The organism is Enterobacter cloacae complex sp. IR5418 (assembly GCF_049238105.1).
GTDB classification, from domain to species: Bacteria; Pseudomonadota; Gammaproteobacteria; order Enterobacterales; family Enterobacteriaceae; genus Enterobacter; species Enterobacter hormaechei.
Window position 1 is genome coordinate 1 of sequence record NZ_JBMKHS010000031.1, and the last position, 21965, is coordinate 21965.

Consider the following 21965-nt stretch of genomic DNA (forward strand, 5'->3'; position numbering starts at 1 on the left):
GAAGATGCGTGATCTGATCCTTCAACTCAGCAAAAGTTCGATTTATTCAACAAAGTCAAAGCGTAGTCTTTCCTGTACTCGTCATAGGTTTTGGTTTGTTATGGCTTCACCTATTCCCTGAGTACTGTCTGTCATTAACATTGTTCACAATCATTATTCTGGTTTGGTTGTTTCCTCGACTCACCTCACGCTTAACAAAACTGAAATAAAAGGATTTACTATGTCTAATCCAGCTTATATGTGGTTAACGGATGAAAATGGTTCACCGATGATTGGCTCATCTTTGGTCTCCGGGCGTATCGGTGCCATTGAGTTGAAATCACTGACTCATAATGTCAATATCCCAGCCGATAGCAATACAGGTCGCCTGACGGGCACACGAATTCACGCACCGATTATGTTTCAGAAAGAATTCGATCGCGTTACCCCCCTTTTATACAAAGCTTTAACGACTGGAGCCACACTCAAATCAGCTATGATAAAAATGTACATAATTAACGAAGCTGGAATTGAAAGCGAATACTTTAACATATTCCTGGACAATGTTAAAATCACATCCATAACACCTGATTTATATCCTGGCGCAGGTTCTGGCACTCACCTGGAAACAATCCTTCTACGTTATGAAAATATTACCTGGAAGCACTGTGATGGTAATATCGTTTACAAAGATAGCTGGAACCACAGAGTTACAGCATAAACGTTTGGCACTGTCTAACTCCACAGTGCCATATTTCTCCCGTCTGGTATACCATCAAGCTCATTGCAGATAACACAGGTCATGATTAATGAAGCTACTCTTTTTTTTACTTTTCGCCCTGTATCCGCTCGCGGTCGCAGAAAACATTTATGCACCGGGTCAGGCGGCGCTTAAATTCAATCAATGATATATCGCACAGTTAGAACAGAACAAACCGCCCATACTCAATCCAGACATGATGAATGTTTACGTTGCCTCTGGGACAATTGCAGCCATAAAAGAATTGTATTCAGGCGACAGTAACGAAAAAGATATGCCCGACGCGGATATGTTTATCAAAGCGCAGGACTGGAATAATGACTGGAATCAGATAACCGTCTTACATTCAGATTTTGACGTCGTTTGCACAAACGTCTATATCGCGTTTGGTAAGAAGCAAGATCATGTTGTTGAAGATTGCCTCATTGAAGAGCAAGGAAAATGGAAAGTGCAATCGGCAACGCTAATTAAATAACAGGCTTAAACCCCCTGTCGTAATACTAAAAGCACATGGTAGCCAAATGACCACCATGTGCAATTAATTCACTACTTCACACGCTTCGCAATAATCTCATCCGCCACATTCCGCGGCGCTTCCGCGAAATGATGGAACTCCATCGTATACGTCGCGCGTCCCTGGGACATCGATCGCAGCGTGGTGGCATAGCCAAACATCTCAGCCAGCGGGACGTCAGCGCGAATAATCTGGCTGCCGTACTGCTCTGCCATCCCCTGCACCATGCCGCGACGGGAGGAGAGATCGCCCATAATGTTTCCGGCGTACTCTTCCGGCGTTTCCACCTCAACGTGCATGACCGGCTCGAGAATAACCGGATCCGCCCGCCGTGCGCCCTCTTTAAAGCCGAGGATCGCCGCCATGCGGAAGGCCATCTCCGAGGAGTCGACGTCGTGGTACGAGCCAAACGTCAGCGTCGCTTTCACATCCACAACCGGATAGCCCGCCAGCACGCCGCTGTTCATGGCCTCACGCAGCCCTTTTTCAACGGACGGAATATACTCGCGCGGCACCACGCCGCCCTTGGTGGCATCTTCAAATTTAAAGCCACTTCCAGGCTCCAGCGGCTCCAGGCTCAGGACAACATGACCATACTGCCCTTTCCCGCCGGACTGTCGGACAAATTTACCTTCAATATCCTTCACCGCTTTACGCAGGGTTTCGCGGTAGGTGACCTGCGGACGACCAATGTTCGCCTCTACGCCAAACTCACGCTTCATGCGGTCAACGATGATTTCCAGATGCAGCTCGCCCATCCCGGAGATAATCGTCTGGCCGGACTCTTCGTCCGTGTGCAGGCGGAACGACGGATCTTCCGCCGCCAGACGCTGTAGGGCGATCCCCATTTTCTCCTGATCGGCCTTGGTTTTCGGCTCAATCGCCAGCGAAATAACCGGGTCCGGAAACTCCATCCGTTCAAGGGTGATCACCGCATTCGGGTCGGTCAGCGTGTCACCGGTGGTGACGTCTTTCAGCCCGACACAGGCTGCGATATCCCCTGCGCGCAGCTCGTCCACCTCATGGCGATCGTTGGCATGCATCAGCACGATGCGTCCGATACGCTCTTTCTTGCCCTTCACCGGGTTGTACACCGCGTCGCCTTTGCGCAGTATGCCGGAATAGACGCGGATAAAGGTCAGCTGGCCGACGTACGGATCGCTCATCAGTTTGAAGGCCAGCGCCGAGAACGGCTCATCATCGCTTGGGTGGCGCTCGGCGTGCTGTCCGTCTTCATCAACACCGTCAATGGCGGGCACGTCCAGCGGAGACGGCATCAGCTCAATCACCGCGTCGAGCATGCGCTGCACCCCTTTGTTCTTAAAGGCGCTGCCGCACAGCATGGGCTGTATTTCACCGGAGATAGTCCGGATCCGCAGCCCTTTGATGATTTCCGCTTCATCCAGTTCGCCCGTCTCAAGGTACTTATCCATAAGTTCCTCGCTGGCTTCTGCCGCCGCCGAAACCATTTTTTCTCGCCACGCCTGGGCGGTGCTCAGCAGATCGTCGGGCACCGGCGCGTAGCTAAACGCCATACCCTGCGTTGCATCGTCCCACAGAATGGTGCGCATCTTGATGAGATCTACCACGCCGGTGAAGTGTTCTTCTGCCCCCACCGGGATCACAATCGGGACCGGATTAGCTTTCAGGCGCTCCTGCATCATCTGTACCACGCGGAAGAAATCCGCACCCGGGCGGTCCATTTTGTTGACGAAGGCCAGCCGCGGGACGTGATATTTATTCGCCTGACGCCAGACGGTTTCCGACTGCGGCTGCACGCCACCAACGGAGTCATAGACCATTACCGCGCCGTCGAGCACACGCATGGAACGTTCCACCTCAATGGTGAAATCTACGTGCCCGGGGGTGTCGATAATATTGATGCGGTGCGGTTCAAAGCCTCTGTCCATACCGGGCCAGAAACAGCTCACCGCCGCCGACGTAATGGTGATCCCGCGCTCCTGCTCCTGCGCCATCCAGTCGGTGGTTGCCGCGCCATCGTGTACTTCACCCAGCTTGTGGCTCATCCCGGTGTAAAACAGAATGCGCTCAGTGGTGGTGGTTTTACCGGCATCGATATGCGCGGAGATACCGATGTTGCGATAACGTTCGAGTGGAATGGGTCGGGGCATGATATTTCCTTACGTCGTTATGACGGGTATGTGACGACCGGGATGGTCGCGTATTCGTTCGTTTGTTATAATAGTCCCATTGTACGAGTATTATCGAACTATTTTTTAACGGTTGACCTATTGTTGATATAGCTCAATCTGACGTGAGACGCAGGAAAACGATGATCCCAAACCACCCGGAACCTGAACAAATAGTGTTGGAAAATGTGCTCTTCGCCCTCGGCAATCCGCTGCGACTGGCGATTATCCGCAGGCTGGCCGACGGCAGCGAACTGAGCTGTAACGCGCTGCGCCCGGAAGAGGTAGTGAAATCTACCATGACCCACCACTGGCGCGTCCTGCGCGACAGCGGCGTGATCTGGCAGCGCCCGCAGGGGCGCGAGAATATGATTTCACTGAGAAGAGAGGATCTGGACGCCCGTTTTCCAGGGCTGATGGCGATCTTGCTCCAGGCTAAGTAGCGGCAGCGTCCTCAAGACGATAAACCGGAACGCGCCGTGTTGTTCCGGTAAGGGTGTCGAACACCTCCGTATCGGACGTCGCTATTCTCATCCCGGTCTTCCTTAACCGCTGCACGTCGGCGGCTATGCGCTGGATACCAAACCAGAAAAGCCCGTCAAGCGCGGTGACCGCAAGCCCTTGTTCGAGCGCCATCTGGAGGCGCTCGCGGGGGGCTTTCACCTGCTGGGCAATTTGTCGGTAAGGCACTTCCGAGCCGCCGAACGCGTCGATTCGCTGAATACGGGTCTTCAGGTGGTAGGTAAACTCATCGGGAATGCCGTTCAAATCCTGTTTAAGGCTGTAGACGCAGCCAAACCGCTTGCCGTTGAACAGGACATTTTTTTGACTAAGCTGAAACTCATTTCTGATGCCATCAATCAGCTGCGGTGCGCGGGTAAGAAGTAACCGGAAGGGAAGCTCAAAGCTGGTCACATAATCCACATTCAGCAGCGCGAGACGCAGACGCTCTTCGGCCCCGGATTTCTGGTCATGACACTCACGTATCACTTCCGCCCACTGCCGCGTCAGGCGTTCCGGCTCGGCGGCTTCGGTGAGGTGGTATTTTTCAAGATGATAATCGACTCTTCCGGTCATGTGTGGCATCCCGTCAATGTGGATGCGCTAATTCTATCCAGCGCGGCGGGTTTTATAAAGGGCGGAGCGCACCCGCATCCGCCCTGCCGGGCTACTGCTGAATACTCGACCGGTCCGAAATATCGCTGGCAGATAAGGTTCTTGCGGATGAGGCGATCTGTTTTTTGCGTTTATACCGGTCCGGCTGGCCTTCAGGGCGGGTTTTGAACCGGCGATGCAGCCACATATATTGCTCGGGCGCCATCATCACGGCGCGCTCAATCGCCCGGTTCATCTGCGTGGCTACCGACACTTTATCGCCCCCCTGCAAGGTCTCGCTGATATCTTCGAGAATAATCAGCTCATACCCTGTACCGTCTTCTTTTCTGCGCGGTACAAACGGGATCACGGCCGGTCTGGCACTTTTCACCAGCATGTAGCTCCCGGCGGTTGTCGCAGCATCCGGGACGGCAAAAAACGGCACAAACACGCTATTCGTTTTGCCATAGTCATGATCCGGGGCATACCACAGGATCTCATTTTGCTTCAGCGCGCGGATCATGCCCTTCAGGTCATAGCGGTCAAGCATGGTTTTATTGGAACGCAGACGACCACGCGTCTGTAGCCAGTCAAGCAACGCATTATTGTTGGGACGATACACACCAATTCCCGCGTTAAGCATGCCGAAGATGCGCGCGCCCAGCTCCAGCGTCAGAAAATGCATGCCAATCAGCACCACGCCCATTCCCTGCGTCCGCGCCTGTTCCATATGTTCATAGCCCGTCACGCTGAAGTGTTTGCGCACGCGCCAGTCGGGCCAGAACCACGCAATCCCCGTTTCGATGACGCCCATCCCGACCGATTCAAAATTACGCTCAAGCAGACGCTCGCGCTCATCCTCTTTCATCTCCGGAAAACAAAGTTCAAGGTTACGTCTGGCAATGTCCACGCGGCGTGGAAGCAGACGCATGGCCAGGCGCCCAAGCCCGTGCCCTGTTTTTAACAGAAGCGGATAGGGAAGCTGAACCGTACACCAGAGCGCGGCAATGCCAGCCCAACTGAGCCAGTAACGGGGATGAATAAAGGCGAGTGAAAACTGAGGTAATTTTGTCATGAAAAAATTATCCTTTTACTATTTGTACTTAATGTAGTGCAGTTGCAGTGCTTACCTGCTGATTTAACGGATATTGTTCGGAGGGATGAATTGTAGCGGAATCGTTATGGTTTTTATTATCGATTTTTGCGAAACGGAATCAACGTGAGGTTTGCCGGGTGAAATTGCCCCACCCGGCTTGTGAATTACATCGAATAGCCGGGTTTCTTAATCAGTTCATCCAGTTTCGGGCCGATCTCGGTATCCCAGACCTGCGCCTTCCAGTCTGCTTCCTGAACTTCGTGAAGCGCCACGGAGATTGAGCGATCTTTGCTGTTCAGATGACGCACGATCGCGTTCGCGATATCCGCCGCCAGGGCCGTTTTTTGTTCTTCAGTCAGGTCGCGGGGAAAACATTTAATATCAACGTGTGGCATGAGCAGGGCTCCTTTGATAAGTGAGCATTCCACGTTATCAGATTATGTCGTTAGCTTTTAGCACCTTGTGCAGTTCCGGCAGCGCACAGACGGCATCCGCGATGGCGGTGATACCAGGCGTGTTGGCGGCAAACCACTCATGACGTGGCCCCCAGGTCCGCGCGACGGCGATATAGACGTCAAGCAGCGTTAGCTGTTGGCCAAAAGCGAAAGGCGAGGCACTGAGCTGGCTGTCAAACCACAGATAAAGAGATTTACGGTACTCAATACAGTTTTTCCTGAGCTGTTCCGGCGCATCCGGCGCCCAGCGTTCCGGATAATCTGCATACGTAAACGTGGGATAGACGTTTGCCACAAACCAGACGAGCAAACGCTGAAACTGTTGGCGCTCGGCCTGCCCGACGGGCGGCGCGAGATCGGGACATCGGTCGAGCACCATCAGGGCGATGGCCGCGGTTTCCGTCATTATTGTTCCGTTTTCCAGTTCGAGCGTGGGGACCTGGCACAGCGGATTGCGTTTTAGCAGCAGCTCACGCTGCGGGCCGGGCTGGTCAAACCCGTCCACGTTGACAAATTGATACGGGATATCTGCCAGGGTCAGCATCACCTCACTGATTGCCGAGCCCCAGCCGGGTACGCCATAGAGTTTAATCATGTTGCCCCCTCGGGGATAAAACCCTAAGTGTAGAGCACCATGAGCGGGTTATCCCAGGCGGGAAAACTACAATACTTTTGACAAAAACTGGCGCGTTCGCGGGTGCGACGGACGGTTTAACACCTCGTCGCTGCTGCCCTGCTCCACAATTTTTCCGTCGACCATAAACACCACCTGGTCCGCCACTTCCCGGGCAAAGCCGATCTCATGGGTGACCACCACCAGCGTGGTGCCGGAACGGGCCAGCTTTTTAATCACGTCCAGCACTTCGCCCACCAGTTCCGGATCCAGCGCCGAGGTTGGCTCGTCAAACAGCATCACGCGCGGGCGCAGCGCCAGCGCGCGGGCAATGGCGATGCGCTGCTGCTGGCCGCCGGAGAGGTGACGAGACCAGGCATCGGCTTTATCGCGCAGCCCTACCACATCCAGCAGGCTGTAGGCGTTCTCAACAGCCTCTTTTTTAGTGAATTTTTTATGCGCGACGGGCGCTTCAATCAGATTTTCCAGCACCGTGAGGTGCGGAAAGAGATTGAAGTTCTGAAACACGTACCCAACGTTGACGCGCTGTTTGAGGATCTCTTTCTCTTTTAGCTCGTAGAGTTTGTCACCCTGACGGCGATAGCCGATGTAATCCCCGTCTATCTGAATAAAGCCTTCGTCTACGCGCTCCAGATGGTTAATGGTGCGCAGCAGCGTCGATTTCCCCGAGCCGGAAGGACCGAGGATCACCGTCACGGAGCCCGGCGGGATCTCAAGCGTGACGTTATCGAGCGCTTTATGTCGGCCAAAAAACTTACTGACGCCGGTAATGGAAATGTGTCCTTCAGGAGAGGCTGGCATGAACAGGCTCCTGTGCTGGCGAAGAGGTAATGGAACGTGCGCGACGGGCTGCCCGGCTCTGGCTTACGGCGGATCGGCGCTCGCTGCGGGCGAGCGCTCGCTCAACAATATGCTGGATGGCAGAGAGAACGGTGGTGATCACCAGATACCAGACGGCGCCGACCATCAACAGCGGGATCACCTCCTGCGTGCGGTTGTAGATCATCTGTATCGTGTAGAACAGTTCCGGCATCGCCAGCACGTAAACCATTGCCGTCCCTTTGGCGAGGCTGATGATTTCGTTAAACCCGGACGGCAGGATGGTGCGCAGCGCCTGCGGGAGAATAATACGCACGGTGCGACGCCACGCCAGCAGCCCCAGCGCAGCGGCCGCCTCATACTGACCGTGATCGACCCCAAGGAAGCCCCCGCGAATGATCTCCGCGGTATAGGCGCTCTGCACCAGCGTCAGCCCCACGATGGCGGTAGAAAACTGCCCGAGCACGTTGATGGTGTCAAAGCTGCCCCAGGTAATGCCGGTAAAAGGCACGCCGAGAGAGAGCGTGTCGTACAGATAGGAGAAGTTATAGAGGATGATCAGCACCACGATCAGCGGCAGCGAGCGGAACAGCCAGATGTAACCCCAGGCCAGGCTGCTCAACAGCCATGATGAGGAGAGCCGCGCCAGCGCCAGCATGCCGCCCGTCACCACGCTCAGCACGGTAGCTATCAACGTCAGCAGCAGCGTCTGACCGACGCCTTCGAGGATCACCGGGTCGAAGAACCAGCGGGCAAAAACCGCCCACTCCCAGCGCGGATTAAAGGCCACGGACTGGATCACGACCGCCAGCACAAACAGCGCCACCACGGCGCCAGCAGCGCGCAGCGGATAACGTGCCGGGACCACTTTTATGGTTTCAACGTTGCTCATCGTCGCTCCTTATGCGGTTTTGCTGAGCGCTTCGCGGATCAGCGTTTTGGTGAAACGTAGCCGACCATCGAACGGCGGCTGGCTGTACTCTTCCGGATCGCGGTTGAGATCGAACTGCGGCTGATACCCCTGGCTGAGATAGAGCCGCACCGCCTCCGGCTGACGAAACCCCGTTGTCAGGTAGATGTGGCTGTAGCCCGCCAGCACCGCCCGGCGCTCCAGCTCCTGCACCACGCGCGCGGCGAGTCCCTGCTGGCGCAGCGTTTTATCCGTCCAGATGCGTTTGATCTCTGCGGTATGTTCGTCGAAAGGCTTGTACGCACCGGTGGCGATGATTTCGCCATCGCGCTCCAGGACGATAAACAGCCCCTGCGGCGCCAGGTACCACTCTGTCAGCTCGACTTCCGCATCCTTTGAAAAGCAGTCACCGTAACGCGCGGCGTATTCACCGAACAGCCCCTCGATAACAGGCTGAAGATCGGCATCTTCCGGGGAAACGTCACGAAATTTTTCACGCATAGCGCCTCCTTAATCGCCCAGACCGGCCGGATTAACGTCGGAACGGGGGATACGCTCCACGCCTTCCCCCCAGCGGTTCAGCACCTTGTCGTAATCGCCGTTCTTGATCACGCCGTTCAGCGCGGTCTGAACCGGTTCGACCAGCCCGCTGCCTTTTTTCAGCGTCACCGCGATATGCGCCGCCTTCGGCCAGCCGCCGTCGACGCTACCGACCAGTTTGGTTTTCCCGTTGAGCGCCGCTTTCCAGGCGCCGATCACGTTCGGGCCGAAGTAAGCATCCGCACGTCCGGACTGAATCGCGAGGGTTTGCGCCGCATCGTCTTTGGTGTAGATCGGCGTAAAGGGTTTAAGCCCTTTTTTGATGTTCTCTTCGTTCCATGCCAGCAGAATGGCTTCCTGATTAGTGCCGGAGCCGACGATGATGCGCAGCCCGGCGATATCCTCCGCCTTCTGGAGCGAAGCGATCGGGCTGGTGGATTTCACGTAGAAGCCAAGAGAATCCTTGCGATAGGTCGCGAAGTCGAACTTCTCTTTGCGCGCTTTGGTGACGGTGATGTTGCTGATAGCCGCGTCGTATTTCCCGGAGGCCACCCCCAGCGGCCAGTCTTCCCAGGAGGTGGGAACCACGTTCAGCTCCAGCCCGAGGCTGTCCGCCACCAGACGCGCAATGTCGACCTCACTTCCCAGCAGGGTTTTGTTGTCGTCAGAAAAGACCGTCAGCGGCGGTTGATTCAGGCCCGCTACCGCCACGGTAAATTTCCCCGGCACGGCAAAGTGATAGTCTTTCGGCAGTTGCGCGATCGCATCGCTGTTTTTGGCGGTATTGATCGGCGTTTTATTGGCCTCAATGCTCACGCCGGTGCCGTTAATATTGACGTTCTCTGCCCAGACGGCAGGGGTAAAGGCCAGCGCAAGCGCCAGAATAAGCGATGATTTCTGCATAGCGTTGTTCTCTTTTATTGTTGTGTGAACTGGTTTTTGGGCTGGTCTAAGCCCAGACTTTCGCGCAGCGTGGTGCCGGGATAGTCGGTGCGGAACAGGCCGCGCGCCTGTAAAACGGGCACCACCTGGTCGACAAAGCGCGGGAAGGTGTCCGGCGTGCCGCCCTGAATGATGAAGCCATCCGCCGCCATCTCTTCGAACCAGGCCTGTAAACCATCGGCCACCTGCTCCGGTGTGCCGGAAAAACGCGGGCGCGGCGATGCGGCTTCCAGCGCGACCTGACGCAAAGTTAAGTTGCGCTCACGGGCGTTACGCTTGATTTCATCGGTGGTGCTGCGGAAGCTGTTTTTGCCCAAATCGCCAATATCCGGGAACGGCGCGTCGAGGGGATACTGGCTAAAGTCGTGATGCTCGAAATAACGTCCGAGGTAATTCAGCGCATCAGCAATGGAGACCAGTGCCGCCGTGGTTTGATACTGCTTTTCGACGTCATCGGCATCGTTTCCGACAATGACGCTGACACCCTGGAATATATGTAAATCCCCTGCGCGACGACCGTGACTTTCCAGCTGCTGTTTAACATCGCGGTAAAAGGCCTGGGCGTCTTCCCGCGTGTCATGGTGGGTAAAGATGGCGTCAGCGTGTTTTGCCGCCAGCTTTTTACCGTCGTCTGACGCGCCAGCCTGAAAGACAATCGGACGCCCTTGCGGCGTGCGGCCAATATTCAGCGGGCCGGAAACCTGGAAGAAATCACCGTGGTGATCAAGGGTATGCAGTTTCGACGCATCAAAGAATTGTCCACTCTCTTTATTGCGGATAAAAGCATCCTCTTCCCAGGAATCCCACAGCCCTTTCACCACGTCGAGATACTCATCCGCAATGCGGTAGCGCAGCGCATGCTCCGGGTGTTTTTCGCGGGAGAAGTTCTTCGCCGATCCTTCCAGCGGCGACGTCACCACGTTCCAGCCCGCCCGTCCGTTGCTCAGGTGATCGAGGCTGGCAAACTGGCGCGCAACGGTGAAAGGCTCGCTGTAGGAGGTGGATAACGTGCCGACCAGCCCCAGGTGCGAGGTAATACTCGCCAGCGCGGACAGCACCGTCAGTGGCTCAAAGCGGTTTAAAAAATGGGGAATGGATTTCTCGTTAATATAAAGACCGTCGGCGACAAATATAAAGTCGAGCTTGCCCGCTTCCGCCTTTAAAGCCGTTTCTTTAACGAAATCAAAATTAATGCTGGCATCTGCGACCGCCGCCGGATGGCGCCAGGCAGACATATTTCCTGATGCACCATGCAAAATGGTCCCCAGCCGCAATTGTCGATATGCAGACATATTCACCTCAAATTAATTAAACGTGTCGCAGGGCTTGTTCCGCGAGCTGAGCAAAATAGCGGGCAGCGGGTTCGATGAGTGCTTCGTCCGGGTTAAATGCCGGGTGATGTAACCCATACGAACTGTTGCTGCCAATGCTGACAAACGCGCCGGGAATGTTTTGCAGATAGACCGCGAAATCCTCCCCGCCCATGTGCAGTTCCGCATGCCGGGTTTCATAACCCGCTTCGCGCGCGACCGAGGTGGCAAACCCGGCCCAGTGCTCATCGTTCACCAGCGCGGTGGGTCCGGCGTACCAGGTGATGTTGATCTGCGCGCTAAAGGCGCTGGCAAATCCGGCGGCGATTTCACCGACGCGCGCTTTCACGTTCTGCTGCACTTCCGTGCGGTGCGTACGCAGCGTACCCTCCAGCTCAACGCTTTCCGGCAGTACGTTCCAGGTATTTCCCCCGGCGATGCGCGTCACGCTCAGAACAACCGAATCCAGCGTGTTGACGTTACGGCTGGCAACGCTTTGCAGCGCCGTCACCAGCTGGCTTGCCAGCACAATGGCGTCGTTGCCTTCATGCGGACGTGCGGCATGTGCGCCTTTGCCGGTAACGTGAATAACGAAGCGATCGACGTTGGCATAGAACGGGCCGCCGCGCGTGGCAAACTCGCCGACTGGCAGTGAAGGCTCGTTATGCATGCCGAAAATCGCGCGTACGTCGCGTAATGCCCCGGCCCGCACCATGCTTTTTGCACCGCCGAAATTCTCTTCCGCAGGCTGGAACAGGATCCGCACGCGGCCGTTAAGCGAGGCTTCCCGCTCTTTCAGCTTTAACGCTGCGCCGAGGATCACGCTGGTGTGAATGTCGTGTCCGCAGGCATGCATCACCCCCGCACGCCGGGAGCTAAACGGCACCCCGCTGCGCTCGTCGATGGGTAACGCGTCGATATCGGCGCGCAGCGCAACCAGTGCGTTACCCGTGCCGATCTCCGCAACCAGCCCGGTCTTGAGATCGTAATCCAGCGGGGCAATCCCGGCCGCCGTCAGCCACTCGCGCAGGCGAGCCGTTGTTTCGACCTCCTGACCGGAGAGTTCAGGGTTCTGGTGCAGCTCACGACGCCAGGCAATCAGTTGTTCGCTAAAGCTCATACGGTCACCTCCCTGTTAAGACGCGCCTCGGCCAGCAGACGCAGGGACTGCACGCGCGTTGCGCCATCCGCCACCGGCGTGTCGATGATAAATTCGTCAATCCCCCACTGCTGATGCAGCGCGTTGAGCTGTTCAAGCACCGACGCCGCCGTTCCGGCCAGCAGAGACTGTGCCCGACGCGCGATGCGCACCGGTTCACTCCCCGCCTGCCGCGCAAAGGCGTAGGCCTGTTCTTCGCTGGCCACGGTGACGCGCTGCCCGTTTGCCAGTTCCACGCCCCACACTTCAACCTTCTGCGCCAGCGCGTCGGCCTCGGCCTGCGTGGGCGCAACGATCGCCTGCACGGCGACAATCACCTCCCGGACGCTGTGTTGACGCCAGGCTGTAACGACCTCGCGCAGCAGTTCAGGATCACCGTTCAGGTGGGCGGCAAAGACAAAATGCCAGTCGAGGGAGGCCGCCAGCAGCGCGCTTTCGGTGCTGGCGCCCAGCAGAAAACCCCGGGCAGGCACCGGCGGCAGCGGCGTGGCGCGAACGTCCTCCTCCGCTGACTGATTTTCAGGGCGGATCCAGCGATCGAGCTGCGTCAGTTGTTCAGCAAAGCTGCCTTTTTTCTGCGGATCCAGGCCGTGCTGCAACGCGCGGGTTGAGAGCGGCAGACCGCCGGGCGCTTTACCAACGCCCAGATCAACCCGGCCCGGCGCCAGGGCAGCCAGTACGTTAAAATTTTCGGCGACTTTATAGGGGCTGTAATGTTGCAGCATGACGCCGCCGGAACCCACGCGAATACGCTTTGTTTGCCCGAGGATCCAGGCAATCAGCAGTTCCGGCGAGGGGCTGGCAAGCTGCGGGGTATTGTGGTGTTCGGCAATCCAGAAGCGGTGATAACCCAGCGTTTCCGCCTGCTGCGCCAGTGTTAAGGTTCGCGCCAGCGCATCGGCGGCTGTTTCGTGTTCTGCGACGGGGCTTTTATCCAGAATGCTGATTCGCCATGACATGTTGCGTTCTCGTTTGACTTAACATGGCGTCATTATTAAAGGCGGATTTCACCTCTGAGAAACAATTTATTTACATTTGGATTGCCGGAAAACGGCAATAGAGGATCTGTCAACGGCGTGACTGGAGCGATGTAATGAGTGTTTCCACTTCATGCCGTCGGGTAATGCGGAGAAAGCGAATGTGTGCGTACTGCGGGTTGTGCATATCCGCTTCATAGCGTTTGCGGTTGCTGCGCCAGGTCTTGATCGTCCAGATGATGATGGAGTCCTTGCTAAAGAACGATTGACGAAAGCTTTCGCGGTTCCCCGTACCGGGCCAAAGCTCCTGTTTGTGCCATGCACGTTTGAAGGCTCGCGTCACCGCCTGCCAGAGCGTGCGGATAAACCCATGATCTATCCACACCACCATATCAACGTCGCGCCACTTTACGTCGCGTGTACGGTTGTAATTCCCGTCCAGTACCCAGTCAGGCGATGCGGCGAGCGTTTGTTCCAGCGCTGCGAGAAACTCCTCATCAGGGGTTCCCTGCCAGTTCGCTCGCCAGTAGAGCCTGTCCATCTCAATGTAAGGGATAGCCAGCGCCTCCGCGATTCGCCTGCCAAACGTGCTTTTCCCACTTCCGCTGGTGCCAATGATATTGATTTTCACCGTTCCGCCTGCACATGCTGAAGAAAACGGATCGAATCATAACGTTATTAATTGGTTTACGAAACGCCAGACTACTCGTTCGGATACTGCTCGTCGGCGACCTTCTCCAGCCACTCCACCGCACTGCCGTTAACCGCTTCTGCAATGGCGATATGGGTCAACGATCTGCTTTCCTTTATGGTCGTCGCCCGGGAGCGCAGCTTGGGGTATCTCAGTCGGCGCTCAGCAACGCGATGCGCAATCTGGAAGCGAGGGCGGGTTGACGGCCAGCTGATCCTCAACAGCCTGCCGCAACGCATCGATGCCGCCGAAAACGGTCTGGGGCTGGCCTACGTTCCAGAAGATTCGGTTCTCGACGCTCTTGCGGAAGGCCGGTTAGTGCGTGTTCTTGAAGCCTGGTGTCCGGCTTTTACAGGCTACCATCTGTATTATCCGAGCCGCCGCCAGCACACGACGGCGTTTGCTTTACTCATCGCAGCCCTGCGGGATTCCTGATGCCCTACCTGTCAGTAATTATTAAGTAAACCTGATGATTAAATCCGCATTTACTGGCCTTTTTGACTAAAAAAACGCCACGATTCAGCGCGTTGTGATCCCCGTCTGCTCTGACCACACGATTTCCTTCGACGTGCATCACTTTCGACACGGTTATATTTTGCGTCGCTTATCAATTGCGGGTAGGATGCCTCGCCATGTTTTGCCTTATCCATACACAGAATGACTGGAAAGGCAGCATGTGTCTGTGCAGAAGCAATCGTTTGTTTTGGCTTCCGCCAGGCAGGACTATCACGTTAATGGTTCAGACAGGCAAACAGGTAACTCAATGAAAACAAGCAATAAAAGCGCAGCCGATCATCATGCTGCGAAACGTCGCTGGTTGAACTCTCATGAAGAGGGCTATCACAAGGCGATGGGCAACCGTCAGGTGCAGATGATCGCCATCGGCGGCGCTATCGGTACAGGTCTGTTTTTAGGTGCAGGCGCACGTCTGCAAATGGCTGGCCCTGCTCTCGCCCTGGTCTATCTGGTGTGCGGGATCTTCTCTTTCTTCATCCTTCGCGCCCTTGGCGAACTGGTGCTCCACCGCCCTTCCAGCGGCAGCTTTGTCTCTTACGCCCGTGAATTTCTCGGTGAAAAAGCGGCCTATGTCGCGGGCTGGATGTACTTCGTTAACTGGGCGATGACCGGTATCGTCGATATCACCGCCGTTGCGCTGTACATACACTACTGGGGCGCGTTTGGCGATGTGCCCCAGTGGGTGTTCGCCCTTGGGGCACTGGCGATCGTCGGGACCATGAACATGATCGGCGTGAAATGGTTCGCCGAGATGGAGTTCTGGTTCGCGCTGGTGAAGGTGCTGGCCATTGTGATCTTCCTGGTGGTCGGTACCGTGTTCCTCGGCACCGGTAAGCCCCTGGACGGCAACGCGACCGGCTTCCACCTGATTACCGATAACGGCGGTTTCTTCCCGCACGGTCTGCTGCCAGCGCTGGTTCTGGTGCAGGGTGTGGTGTTCGCCTTTGCCTCCATCGAACTGGTGGGGACGGCGGCCGGTGAATGTAAAGATCCGCAGACGATGGTGCCAAAAGCCATCAACAGCGTGATCTGGCGTATCGGCCTGTTCTATGTAGGCTCCGTGGTATTGCTGGTGCTGCTGCTGCCGTGGAACGCATACCAGGCGGGTCAAAGCCCGTTTGTGACCTTCTTCTCCAAGCTGGGCGTGCCGTACGTGGGCAGCATCATGAATATCGTGGTCCTGACCGCCGCGCTCTCCAGCCTGAACTCCGGGCTCTATTCAACAGGTCGTATCCTGCGCTCCATGTCGATGGGCGGCTCTGCGCCGAAGTTTATGTCGAAGATGAGCAAGCAGCAGGTGCCTTACGCGGGTATCCTGGCGACGCTGGTGGTGTACATCTTTGGCGTGTTCCTGAACTATCTGGTGCCATCTCAGGTGTTTGAGATTGTGCTGAACGTCGCCGCACTGGGCATCATCGCCTCCTGGGCCTTTATCGTGGTGTGTCAGATGCGTCTGCGCAAAGCGATCAAAGAAGGGAAAGCGGCTGACGTTAGCTTCAAGCTGCCGGGCGCACCGGTGACCTCCTGGCTTACCCTGCTGTTCCTGCTGAGCGTGCTGGTGCTGATGGCCTTCGACTACCCGAACGGAACTTACACCATCGCCACGATCCCGCTGCTGGCGGTGTTGCTGATTGCTGGCTGGTTTGGCGTGCGTAAACGCGTGAACGAAATTCACAGCACTGCACCGGTTCATCCTGATGATAACAAACAGGATGGTCCCCTGGTGGAAGAGACCTCGCGTTAATAAAAAAGCCGGGTGGCGGCTTCGCCTTACCCGGCCTGCATTTCATGGTTTTTCTGGCCCGGTAAGCGCAGCGCCACCGGGCAATTCACACCTTACAACTCGATACGAATCACATCGTCAGGCTGGGTCGCTTCCTGCTGACGGGTGGATTTCTGTTTCACCGTCACGTACAGCGTCTTACCGTCCGCAGACAGCGCCAGGCTGTTCGGGTAGACCGGAGTATCGTAGGTTTTGGTCACTTTGTAGGTTTTGGCGTCAATCACGCTCACCTTGCCCGCCTCGCGGTGCGTCACATAGGCTTCGTTACGCGCGGGGTTGAACAGTACGGCCAGCGATTCTGGCGCGGCGATTTTCTGCATCACGCTGCCATCTTTCAGGCTCACCACCAGCACTTCTGGCTGTTTAGAATCCGTCAGGAACGCGCGCTGACCGGCAGTGTCCAGGCTCAGGTTCAGGTAGAAGTGTTCTTTTCCGTCGTCCTGCACCTTTTTACGGCTGAGGATTTTGTTGGTTGCCGTATCAATGGTGACCAGCTCGCCGTCCGCATTAGTGGTGTACAGACGTTTTGCCTGTGCATCCAGCGCCAGCCCGGTACTGAACGTGCCGGTGTTCGCGATGGTGTCCTTCAGCTTCAGCGTTGCGCCATCAACAACCCAGATCACGCTCTCCTTACCAATGCCGGTAATGTACACCGTATTCGTTGTGTCATCGGCCACCAGCTGGCGCGGCTGAAGCGGTTTCACCGTGTCGCTACGCTTGCGATCGTCCAGCACCAGGCGCCCTTTCACCTCGCCCGTTTTGGCGTCAATCGCCGTCACGGCGCTGTTGACGGTGTTTCCGAACCACAGCGTCTGGGTGGCTTTATCGATCGTGGCGCCAAACGGCTTGAGATCGTTATGAATCGCCTGCGTCACTTCAAGCGTGACCGGATCCAGACGATAAACCACGCCGCCCTTATCGGTTTTGCGGCTTTGAGTCGTCGCAACCCACAGCGCGTTTTCCTGCTGGCTGACGGCCATTTCATACGCGCCCTTGCCTACCGCCTTGCGCAGCATCTCTTCAGCAGCATGAACCTGGAACGTACCGGCAAACAATAAAGAACCCAGCAGCAGAGACCCACGCAGGCGCGGCGAGCACAGATGACGTAAAGACATAACAATTCCTTTTTAAATGAGGAGATTTACCGCTGACATCACTTCCGGTGGGCAAAGTCATCGCTTTGCCGTTATTTTAATGAGAATAGTAATCATTAATGGGTTGAATGTGGAGTATTTCTTTCCTTCAAACCCTTACATTCACGAAATGTGCGGTTATAGTTTTCATAACATTTACAAAGGATTTAACATATATACACAGGTTCCAGTTGATTTGGTTCGAATTTTTTCTTAATCGGTTTACTTCATGAAAATTATTACTGCCCGTAGGGTATCGCTACCCCTGCTGTTCGTTCCCGTCGTTTTTGGCCCGCTGAGCGCGATGGCCGCAGATGAACAGACCCTGATCGTCAGCGCCACGCCGCAAACCGTCTCCGAACTGGACACCCCAGCCGCAGTCAGCGTGGTGAGTGGCGACGATATGCGACATGCCACACCGCGCATCAACCTTTCTGAATCTCTGGGAAGCGTACCTGGCCTGCAAATCCAGAACCGCCAGAACTATGCCCAGGATCTGCAACTTTCTGTCCGCGGATTCGGCGCGCGCTCAACCTTCGGCGTACGCGGGATCCGCATGTACGTGGATGGCATTCCGGCAACCATGCCCGACGGCCAGGGGCAGACGTCAAACATTGACCTCAACAGCATCGAGAGCGTCGACGTGCTGCGCGGCCCCTTCTCCGCCCTGTACGGCAATGCCTCCGGCGGCGTGATCAACATCAACACCCAGACCGGACAACAGCCAGCCACAATTGAAGCCAGCAGCTATTACGGCAGCTACGGCACCTGGCGTTACGGCATGAAGGCCACCGGTGCGGTGGGCGACGGGACTCAGGCGGGAGATGTGGATTACGCCGTCTCCACCACCCGTTTCACCACCCATGGCTATCGCGATCACAGCGGCGCACGGAAAAACCTCGCCAACGCGAAACTAGGTGTGCGCATTGACGATGTCAGCAAGCTGACGCTGATTTTTAACAGCGTGGACATGAAAGCCAACGATCCGGGCGGACTGAGCTATCAGGAATGGCAGAATAACCCGCGCCAGTCACCTCGCGGCGATCAGTACAACACGCGTAAAACCATTAAGCAGACCCAGGCCGGGATCCGCTACGACCGCCAGCTGAGCGAACAGGATGACCTCAGCGTGATGATGTACGCCGGTGAGCGTGAAATGACCCAGTATCAGTCCATTCCGGCGTCCACTCAGCGTGACAATCCTGCGCATTCGGGTGGCGTAATTGATATGCAGCGCCACTATCAGGGTATTGATACCCGCTGGACCCACCGCGGCGAGCTGCTGGTGCCGGTAACGTTTACCACCGGCCTGAACTACGAAAATATGAGTGAAAATCGCCGCGGGTATGAAAACTTCGTGATGAACAACGGCGTGACGGATTATGGCGTGAAGGGTGACAAACGCCGTGACGAACGTAACCTGATGTGGAACCTTGATCCCTACCTGCAAACCCAGTGGCAGCTAACGCAAAAGCTGTCCGTTGAGGCGGGTGTGCGTTACAGCTCCGTCTGGTTTGACTCCAACGATCATTACATTACCCCGAAAAACGGCGATGACAGCGGTGACGCCAGCTACCATAAATGGCTCCCGGCAGGTGCGGTAAAATACGCCGTGACCGACGCATGGAACCTGTATGCCGCGGCGGGACGGGGATTTGAGACTCCGACCATTAACGAACTCTCCTACCGTTCTGATGGCAAAGGCGGCCTCAATATCAACCTGCAACCGTCAACCAACAACACCTATGAGATTGGCAGTAAAACCCGCATCGGCAATGGCATCCTGACGGCGGCGCTGTTCCGCACGGATACCGACAACGAGATCGTGGTCGACGAAAACAAAGAGGGTCGCACCACCTATAAAAATGCCGGGAAAACGCGCCGTCAGGGTGTGGAAATTGCGCTCGACCAGCAGTTTGCCGAGAACTGGAAGCTGAAGATGGCGTGGACCTATCTCGATGCGACCTACCGTACCAACGTCTGTAACAATACAGACTGTAGCGGCAACCGGATGCCGGGCATTGCCCGTAACATGGGGTATGCGTCGTTTGGCTGGGAGCCTGAAGAAGGCTGGTACGCGGGTGCAGATGCGCGCTACATGAGCGACGTGATGGCAAACGACACCAATACCGCCAAAGCGCCCTCCTATACCGTGGTTGGCCTGAATACCGGCTATAAACTCAATTACGGTAAATGGGGAATGGACCTCTTTGGTCGCGTCGATAACCTGTTCGATAAAGAGTATGCCGGTTCAGAGATTGTTAACGCTGGCTACAATCGCTATTACGAACCTGCTCCTGGCCGTAACTATGGCGTCGGTCTGTCGGTCTCTTATCGCTTTGAGTAAAACATTCTCCGGCAGCGTACGTTGCCGGTAAAAATTAAGCGAAATAACGTCATTCCCGGTAGCCTGATGCGCCGGGAATATAATCCGGGAGGGGTAATACGAATATTTAAATAAGGGCGTCAGAGGGATCCTTAACTGTAGTATTGCCGTTGCAGGAGGATATTGGCTTCATCAATAGCCCGGTCGATCGCCTCCCGACTCGCCGTCACATCCCGTTGCTCCAGCGCAGAAAGCAGATCGGCATAATGATAGGTCGTGGCGGGGATGTCTTTCAGCTCTTCGTGCAGGTAGTTGATACACGGGCCAATTCGTACCCAGAGCTGCTCAATCAGCGAGTTCAGGGTCGGCATCTCGGCATACTGATAGAGCGTAAAGCGGAACACGCGGTTGGCATAGATCGCTTTCTGCACGTCGCCCTGATGCATGGCGGTGCTGAAGTTATCGGACAGCGCGCGTAACGCATCCAGCCTGGTCTCGGTCATATTCTGGCACGCCGCCGCAACGGCCATCGGTTCAAGCTGCTTTCTGATGGCGTTAATTTCGTTATAGCGCTCCAGCGTGACTTCTGGCACCAGAAATGCCTGCGCTGGCGTGGCCTGTAAGGCACCCGCAGACACCAGGCGCAGCAGGGCTTCGCGCACCGGTGTGATACTGGTGCCTAATTTATCCGCAATCTCTTTCGTGACGAGTCGAGCCCCAGGTTTTAATGAGCCCGTAATTAACGCTCCCTTTAAACTGTTCTCAACTTGCAAAGTCAGACTGATTCTTTGTGCTTTTTCCAAATGTTCCAAATCAAACATGTTTAATTCCCGTAGCCAAACAAAATGCCATTTTCAGCGACTGTTTAAAAAAACGTCGCCGGTCAGATATATCCTGTATCGTCATGCCTGGTATGAGGGGCGCGCGTAAAATTACATTCGTTCAAATAATATTGCATTTTTCAATTCTGGCTCAGCTGGCCGAGGGCGCGCAAAGCTTATGGATTAATTAAAGACAATATATCGTATCTTCACAAATAATTATGGCGGACATCGCCCGCCATAACCGATGGTCTGATTAGTCTGCCGCCACGCGGATCACGACTTTGCCGAAGTTTTTCCCTTCAAGCAGCCCAATCAGCGCGTCCGGCGCCGCGTCCAGTCCTTCAATGACCTGCTCGCGATAGTGAATTTTGCCTTCCTGCACCCAGCGGCCCATTTCCTGCTGGAACTCGTCGATACGATGACCATAGTCCTGAGCGATGATAAAGCCCTGCATGCGGATGCGTTTTTTCAGGATGGTTCCCATCAACAGCGGCAACCGATCCGGACCCTCCGGCAGGTTGGTCGCATTGTAGCCGCTCACCAGTCCGCAAACCGGCACGCGCGCGGAGGTATTCAGGAGCGGCAGCACGGCGTCAAAGACTTTACCGCCAACGTTTTCATAATAAACATCAATGCCCTGCGGGCAGGCTTTCGCCAGTTGGTCGGCAAAATCATCCGCGTGGTGATCCAGACAGGCGTCGAAACCGAGCACGTCAACCGCATAACGGCATTTCTCTTCCCCGCCAGCCACACCAATGACCCGGCATCCTTTGATTTTACCGATCTGCCCCACCGTTGCGCCAACCGGCCCCGTGGCTGCCGCCACAACAAGGGTCTCCCCCGCCTGCGGCTGGCCGATATCAAGCAGGCCCATATACGCGGTGAAGCCCGGCATCCCCAGTACGCCGAGCGCCCATGAAGGGTGCGACGGGTTTTCACCCAGCTTCACCAGCCCTTTCCCGTCTGACAGTTCATACTCCTGCCAGCCACTGTAGCCCAGAACCCACTCACCCTCTTTATAATCCGGATGACGCGAGGTCTCGACGCGGCTAACCGTACCGCCCACCATCACCGCGCCAATCTCGACCGGAGGTGAATAGGATGGCGCATCGCTCATACGGCCCCGCATGTACGGATCAAGCGAGAGCCATACGGTGCGTAACAATACCTGCCCCTCTGATGGCGTGGGGATCGGCTGTTCTTCTAAACGGAAATTATCGGCGACCGGCGCGCCATGTGGACGGGAAGCCAGTACCCAGCGTCGGTTTTGCGTAGTTGATTGACTCATTCATCGCTCCTTACTGCTGAAAATGTCATTAAAGTCTGGCACGTTATCCTGCGGATCGCCTTCG

The 21965-nt window shown here is 55.9% G+C and carries 19 protein-coding genes and 3 pseudogenes; 6 read left to right on the forward strand and 16 right to left on the reverse strand.

Going from position 1 to position 21965, the window contains the following annotated elements; translation table 11 throughout:
* Window positions 1-220: 220 nt before the first annotated feature.
* Both ACOTX7_RS19190 and ACOTX7_RS19195 read left to right on the forward strand, forming a co-directional pair.
* Window positions 221-700 carry an Hcp family type VI secretion system effector gene (locus tag ACOTX7_RS19190; protein ID WP_221813192.1) on the forward strand — a complete coding sequence of 160 codons (480 nt, stop codon included), beginning with the start codon at window positions 221-223 and terminating at the stop codon, window positions 698-700.
* Window positions 701-788: 88 nt separating this feature from the next.
* Window positions 789-1214 (forward strand): annotated as a pseudogene (locus ACOTX7_RS19195) (DUF3828 domain-containing protein).
* Between the two features lie 71 nt (window positions 1215-1285).
* Here the strand turns inward: ACOTX7_RS19195 and fusA are convergent.
* Window positions 1286-3385 (reverse strand): elongation factor G, encoded by a 2100-nt coding sequence (fusA, locus tag ACOTX7_RS19200; RefSeq protein WP_221813194.1) that lies wholly within the window; start codon window positions 3383-3385, stop codon window positions 1286-1288.
* A 161-nt stretch (window positions 3386-3546) separates the two neighbouring features.
* Between fusA and ACOTX7_RS19205 the strand changes: the two genes are divergently transcribed.
* On the forward strand, window positions 3547-3846 hold the full coding sequence (locus ACOTX7_RS19205; protein ID WP_006810729.1) for an ArsR/SmtB family transcription factor: 300 nt from the start codon (window positions 3547-3549) through the stop codon (window positions 3844-3846).
* Here ACOTX7_RS19205 and ACOTX7_RS19210 read toward each other — a convergent pair.
* The 12 genes and pseudogenes from ACOTX7_RS19210 to ACOTX7_RS19265 form a co-directional block, all read right to left on the reverse strand.
* Window positions 3839-4480, reverse strand: coding sequence for a helix-turn-helix domain-containing protein (locus ACOTX7_RS19210; RefSeq protein WP_221256032.1), 642 nt, complete (start codon window positions 4478-4480; stop codon window positions 3839-3841). The genes ACOTX7_RS19205 and ACOTX7_RS19210 overlap by 8 nt on opposite strands.
* A gap of 91 nt (window positions 4481-4571) precedes the next feature.
* Window positions 4572-5573 (reverse strand): Kdo(2)-lipid IV(A) acyltransferase, encoded by a 1002-nt coding sequence (locus ACOTX7_RS19215; RefSeq protein WP_221256033.1) that lies wholly within the window; start codon window positions 5571-5573, stop codon window positions 4572-4574.
* Window positions 5574-5758: 185 nt separating this feature from the next.
* Window positions 5759-5989, reverse strand: a complete 231-nt coding sequence (pptA, locus tag ACOTX7_RS19220; protein WP_221256034.1) for a tautomerase PptA — start codon at window positions 5987-5989, stop codon at window positions 5759-5761.
* A 37-nt stretch (window positions 5990-6026) separates the two neighbouring features.
* A complete protein-coding gene (locus ACOTX7_RS19225) occupies window positions 6027-6644 on the reverse strand; it encodes a glutathione S-transferase family protein (RefSeq protein WP_047354855.1) in 618 nt (205 codons plus the stop codon).
* A gap of 66 nt (window positions 6645-6710) precedes the next feature.
* Window positions 6711-7484, reverse strand: a complete 774-nt coding sequence (locus ACOTX7_RS19230; protein WP_221813195.1) for an amino acid ABC transporter ATP-binding protein — start codon at window positions 7482-7484, stop codon at window positions 6711-6713.
* Entirely contained in the window at window positions 7468-8394 is a 927-nt protein-coding gene (locus ACOTX7_RS19235; RefSeq protein WP_221256036.1) for an amino acid ABC transporter permease, read from the reverse strand. The genes ACOTX7_RS19230 and ACOTX7_RS19235 overlap by 17 nt, the downstream gene beginning before the upstream one ends.
* Before the next feature lie 9 nt (window positions 8395-8403).
* Window positions 8404-8913, reverse strand: coding sequence for a GNAT family N-acetyltransferase (locus ACOTX7_RS19240; protein WP_221256037.1), 510 nt, complete (start codon window positions 8911-8913; stop codon window positions 8404-8406).
* A 9-nt stretch (window positions 8914-8922) separates the two neighbouring features.
* Window positions 8923-11186, reverse strand: a pseudogene (locus tag ACOTX7_RS19245) (NtaA/DmoA family FMN-dependent monooxygenase).
* 16 nt (window positions 11187-11202) lie between these two features.
* Window positions 11203-12324: an amidohydrolase gene (locus tag ACOTX7_RS19250; protein WP_221256039.1), complete on the reverse strand. Its 1122-nt coding sequence runs from the start codon at window positions 12322-12324 to the stop codon at window positions 11203-11205.
* A complete protein-coding gene (locus ACOTX7_RS19255) occupies window positions 12321-13322 on the reverse strand; it encodes an LLM class flavin-dependent oxidoreductase (RefSeq protein WP_221256040.1) in 1002 nt (333 codons plus the stop codon). Before ACOTX7_RS19255 ends, ACOTX7_RS19250 begins: the two co-directional genes overlap by 4 nt.
* A 109-nt stretch (window positions 13323-13431) precedes the next feature.
* Complete coding sequence (locus ACOTX7_RS19260) at window positions 13432-13971, reverse strand: shikimate kinase (protein WP_221256041.1); 540 nt, start codon at window positions 13969-13971, stop codon at window positions 13432-13434.
* A 71-nt stretch (window positions 13972-14042) separates the two neighbouring features.
* Window positions 14043-14135: pseudogene (locus tag ACOTX7_RS19265) on the reverse strand (cupin domain-containing protein); the annotation flags it as partial.
* 13 nt (window positions 14136-14148) lie between these two features.
* Between ACOTX7_RS19265 and ACOTX7_RS19270 the strand changes: the two are divergent.
* Together ACOTX7_RS19270 and ansP are read left to right on the forward strand one after the other, a co-directional pair.
* A complete protein-coding gene (locus ACOTX7_RS19270; RefSeq protein WP_260630811.1) occupies window positions 14149-14466 on the forward strand; it encodes a LysR substrate-binding domain-containing protein in 318 nt (105 codons plus the stop codon).
* A gap of 328 nt (window positions 14467-14794) precedes the next feature.
* Window positions 14795-16291 carry an L-asparagine permease gene (gene ansP / locus ACOTX7_RS19275; protein WP_221256042.1) on the forward strand — a complete coding sequence of 499 codons (1497 nt, stop codon included), beginning with the start codon at window positions 14795-14797 and terminating at the stop codon, window positions 16289-16291.
* Window positions 16292-16383: 92 nt separating this feature from the next.
* Here ansP and ACOTX7_RS19280 read toward each other — a convergent pair whose 3' ends face one another.
* The gene (locus ACOTX7_RS19280; protein ID WP_006810744.1) at window positions 16384-17445 is read right to left on the reverse strand and encodes a YncE family protein; all 1062 of its coding nucleotides are present in this window, start codon (window positions 17443-17445) and stop codon (window positions 16384-16386) included.
* A gap of 247 nt (window positions 17446-17692) precedes the next feature.
* Here ACOTX7_RS19280 and pqqU point away from each other — a divergent pair, with 247 nt between their 5' ends.
* Window positions 17693-19810 carry a TonB-dependent receptor PqqU gene (gene pqqU / locus ACOTX7_RS19285; protein ID WP_221256043.1) on the forward strand — a complete coding sequence of 706 codons (2118 nt, stop codon included), beginning with the start codon at window positions 17693-17695 and terminating at the stop codon, window positions 19808-19810.
* A 131-nt stretch (window positions 19811-19941) separates the two neighbouring features.
* On the opposite strand, the gene ACOTX7_RS19290 is transcribed toward pqqU, so the two are convergent.
* Window positions 19942-20610 (reverse strand): GntR family transcriptional regulator, encoded by a 669-nt coding sequence (locus ACOTX7_RS19290; protein ID WP_221256044.1) that lies wholly within the window; start codon window positions 20608-20610, stop codon window positions 19942-19944.
* Between the two features lie 256 nt (window positions 20611-20866).
* A complete protein-coding gene (locus ACOTX7_RS19295) occupies window positions 20867-21901 on the reverse strand; it encodes an NADP-dependent oxidoreductase (RefSeq protein ID WP_221256045.1) in 1035 nt (344 codons plus the stop codon).
* Between the last annotated feature and the right edge of the window lie 64 nt (window positions 21902-21965).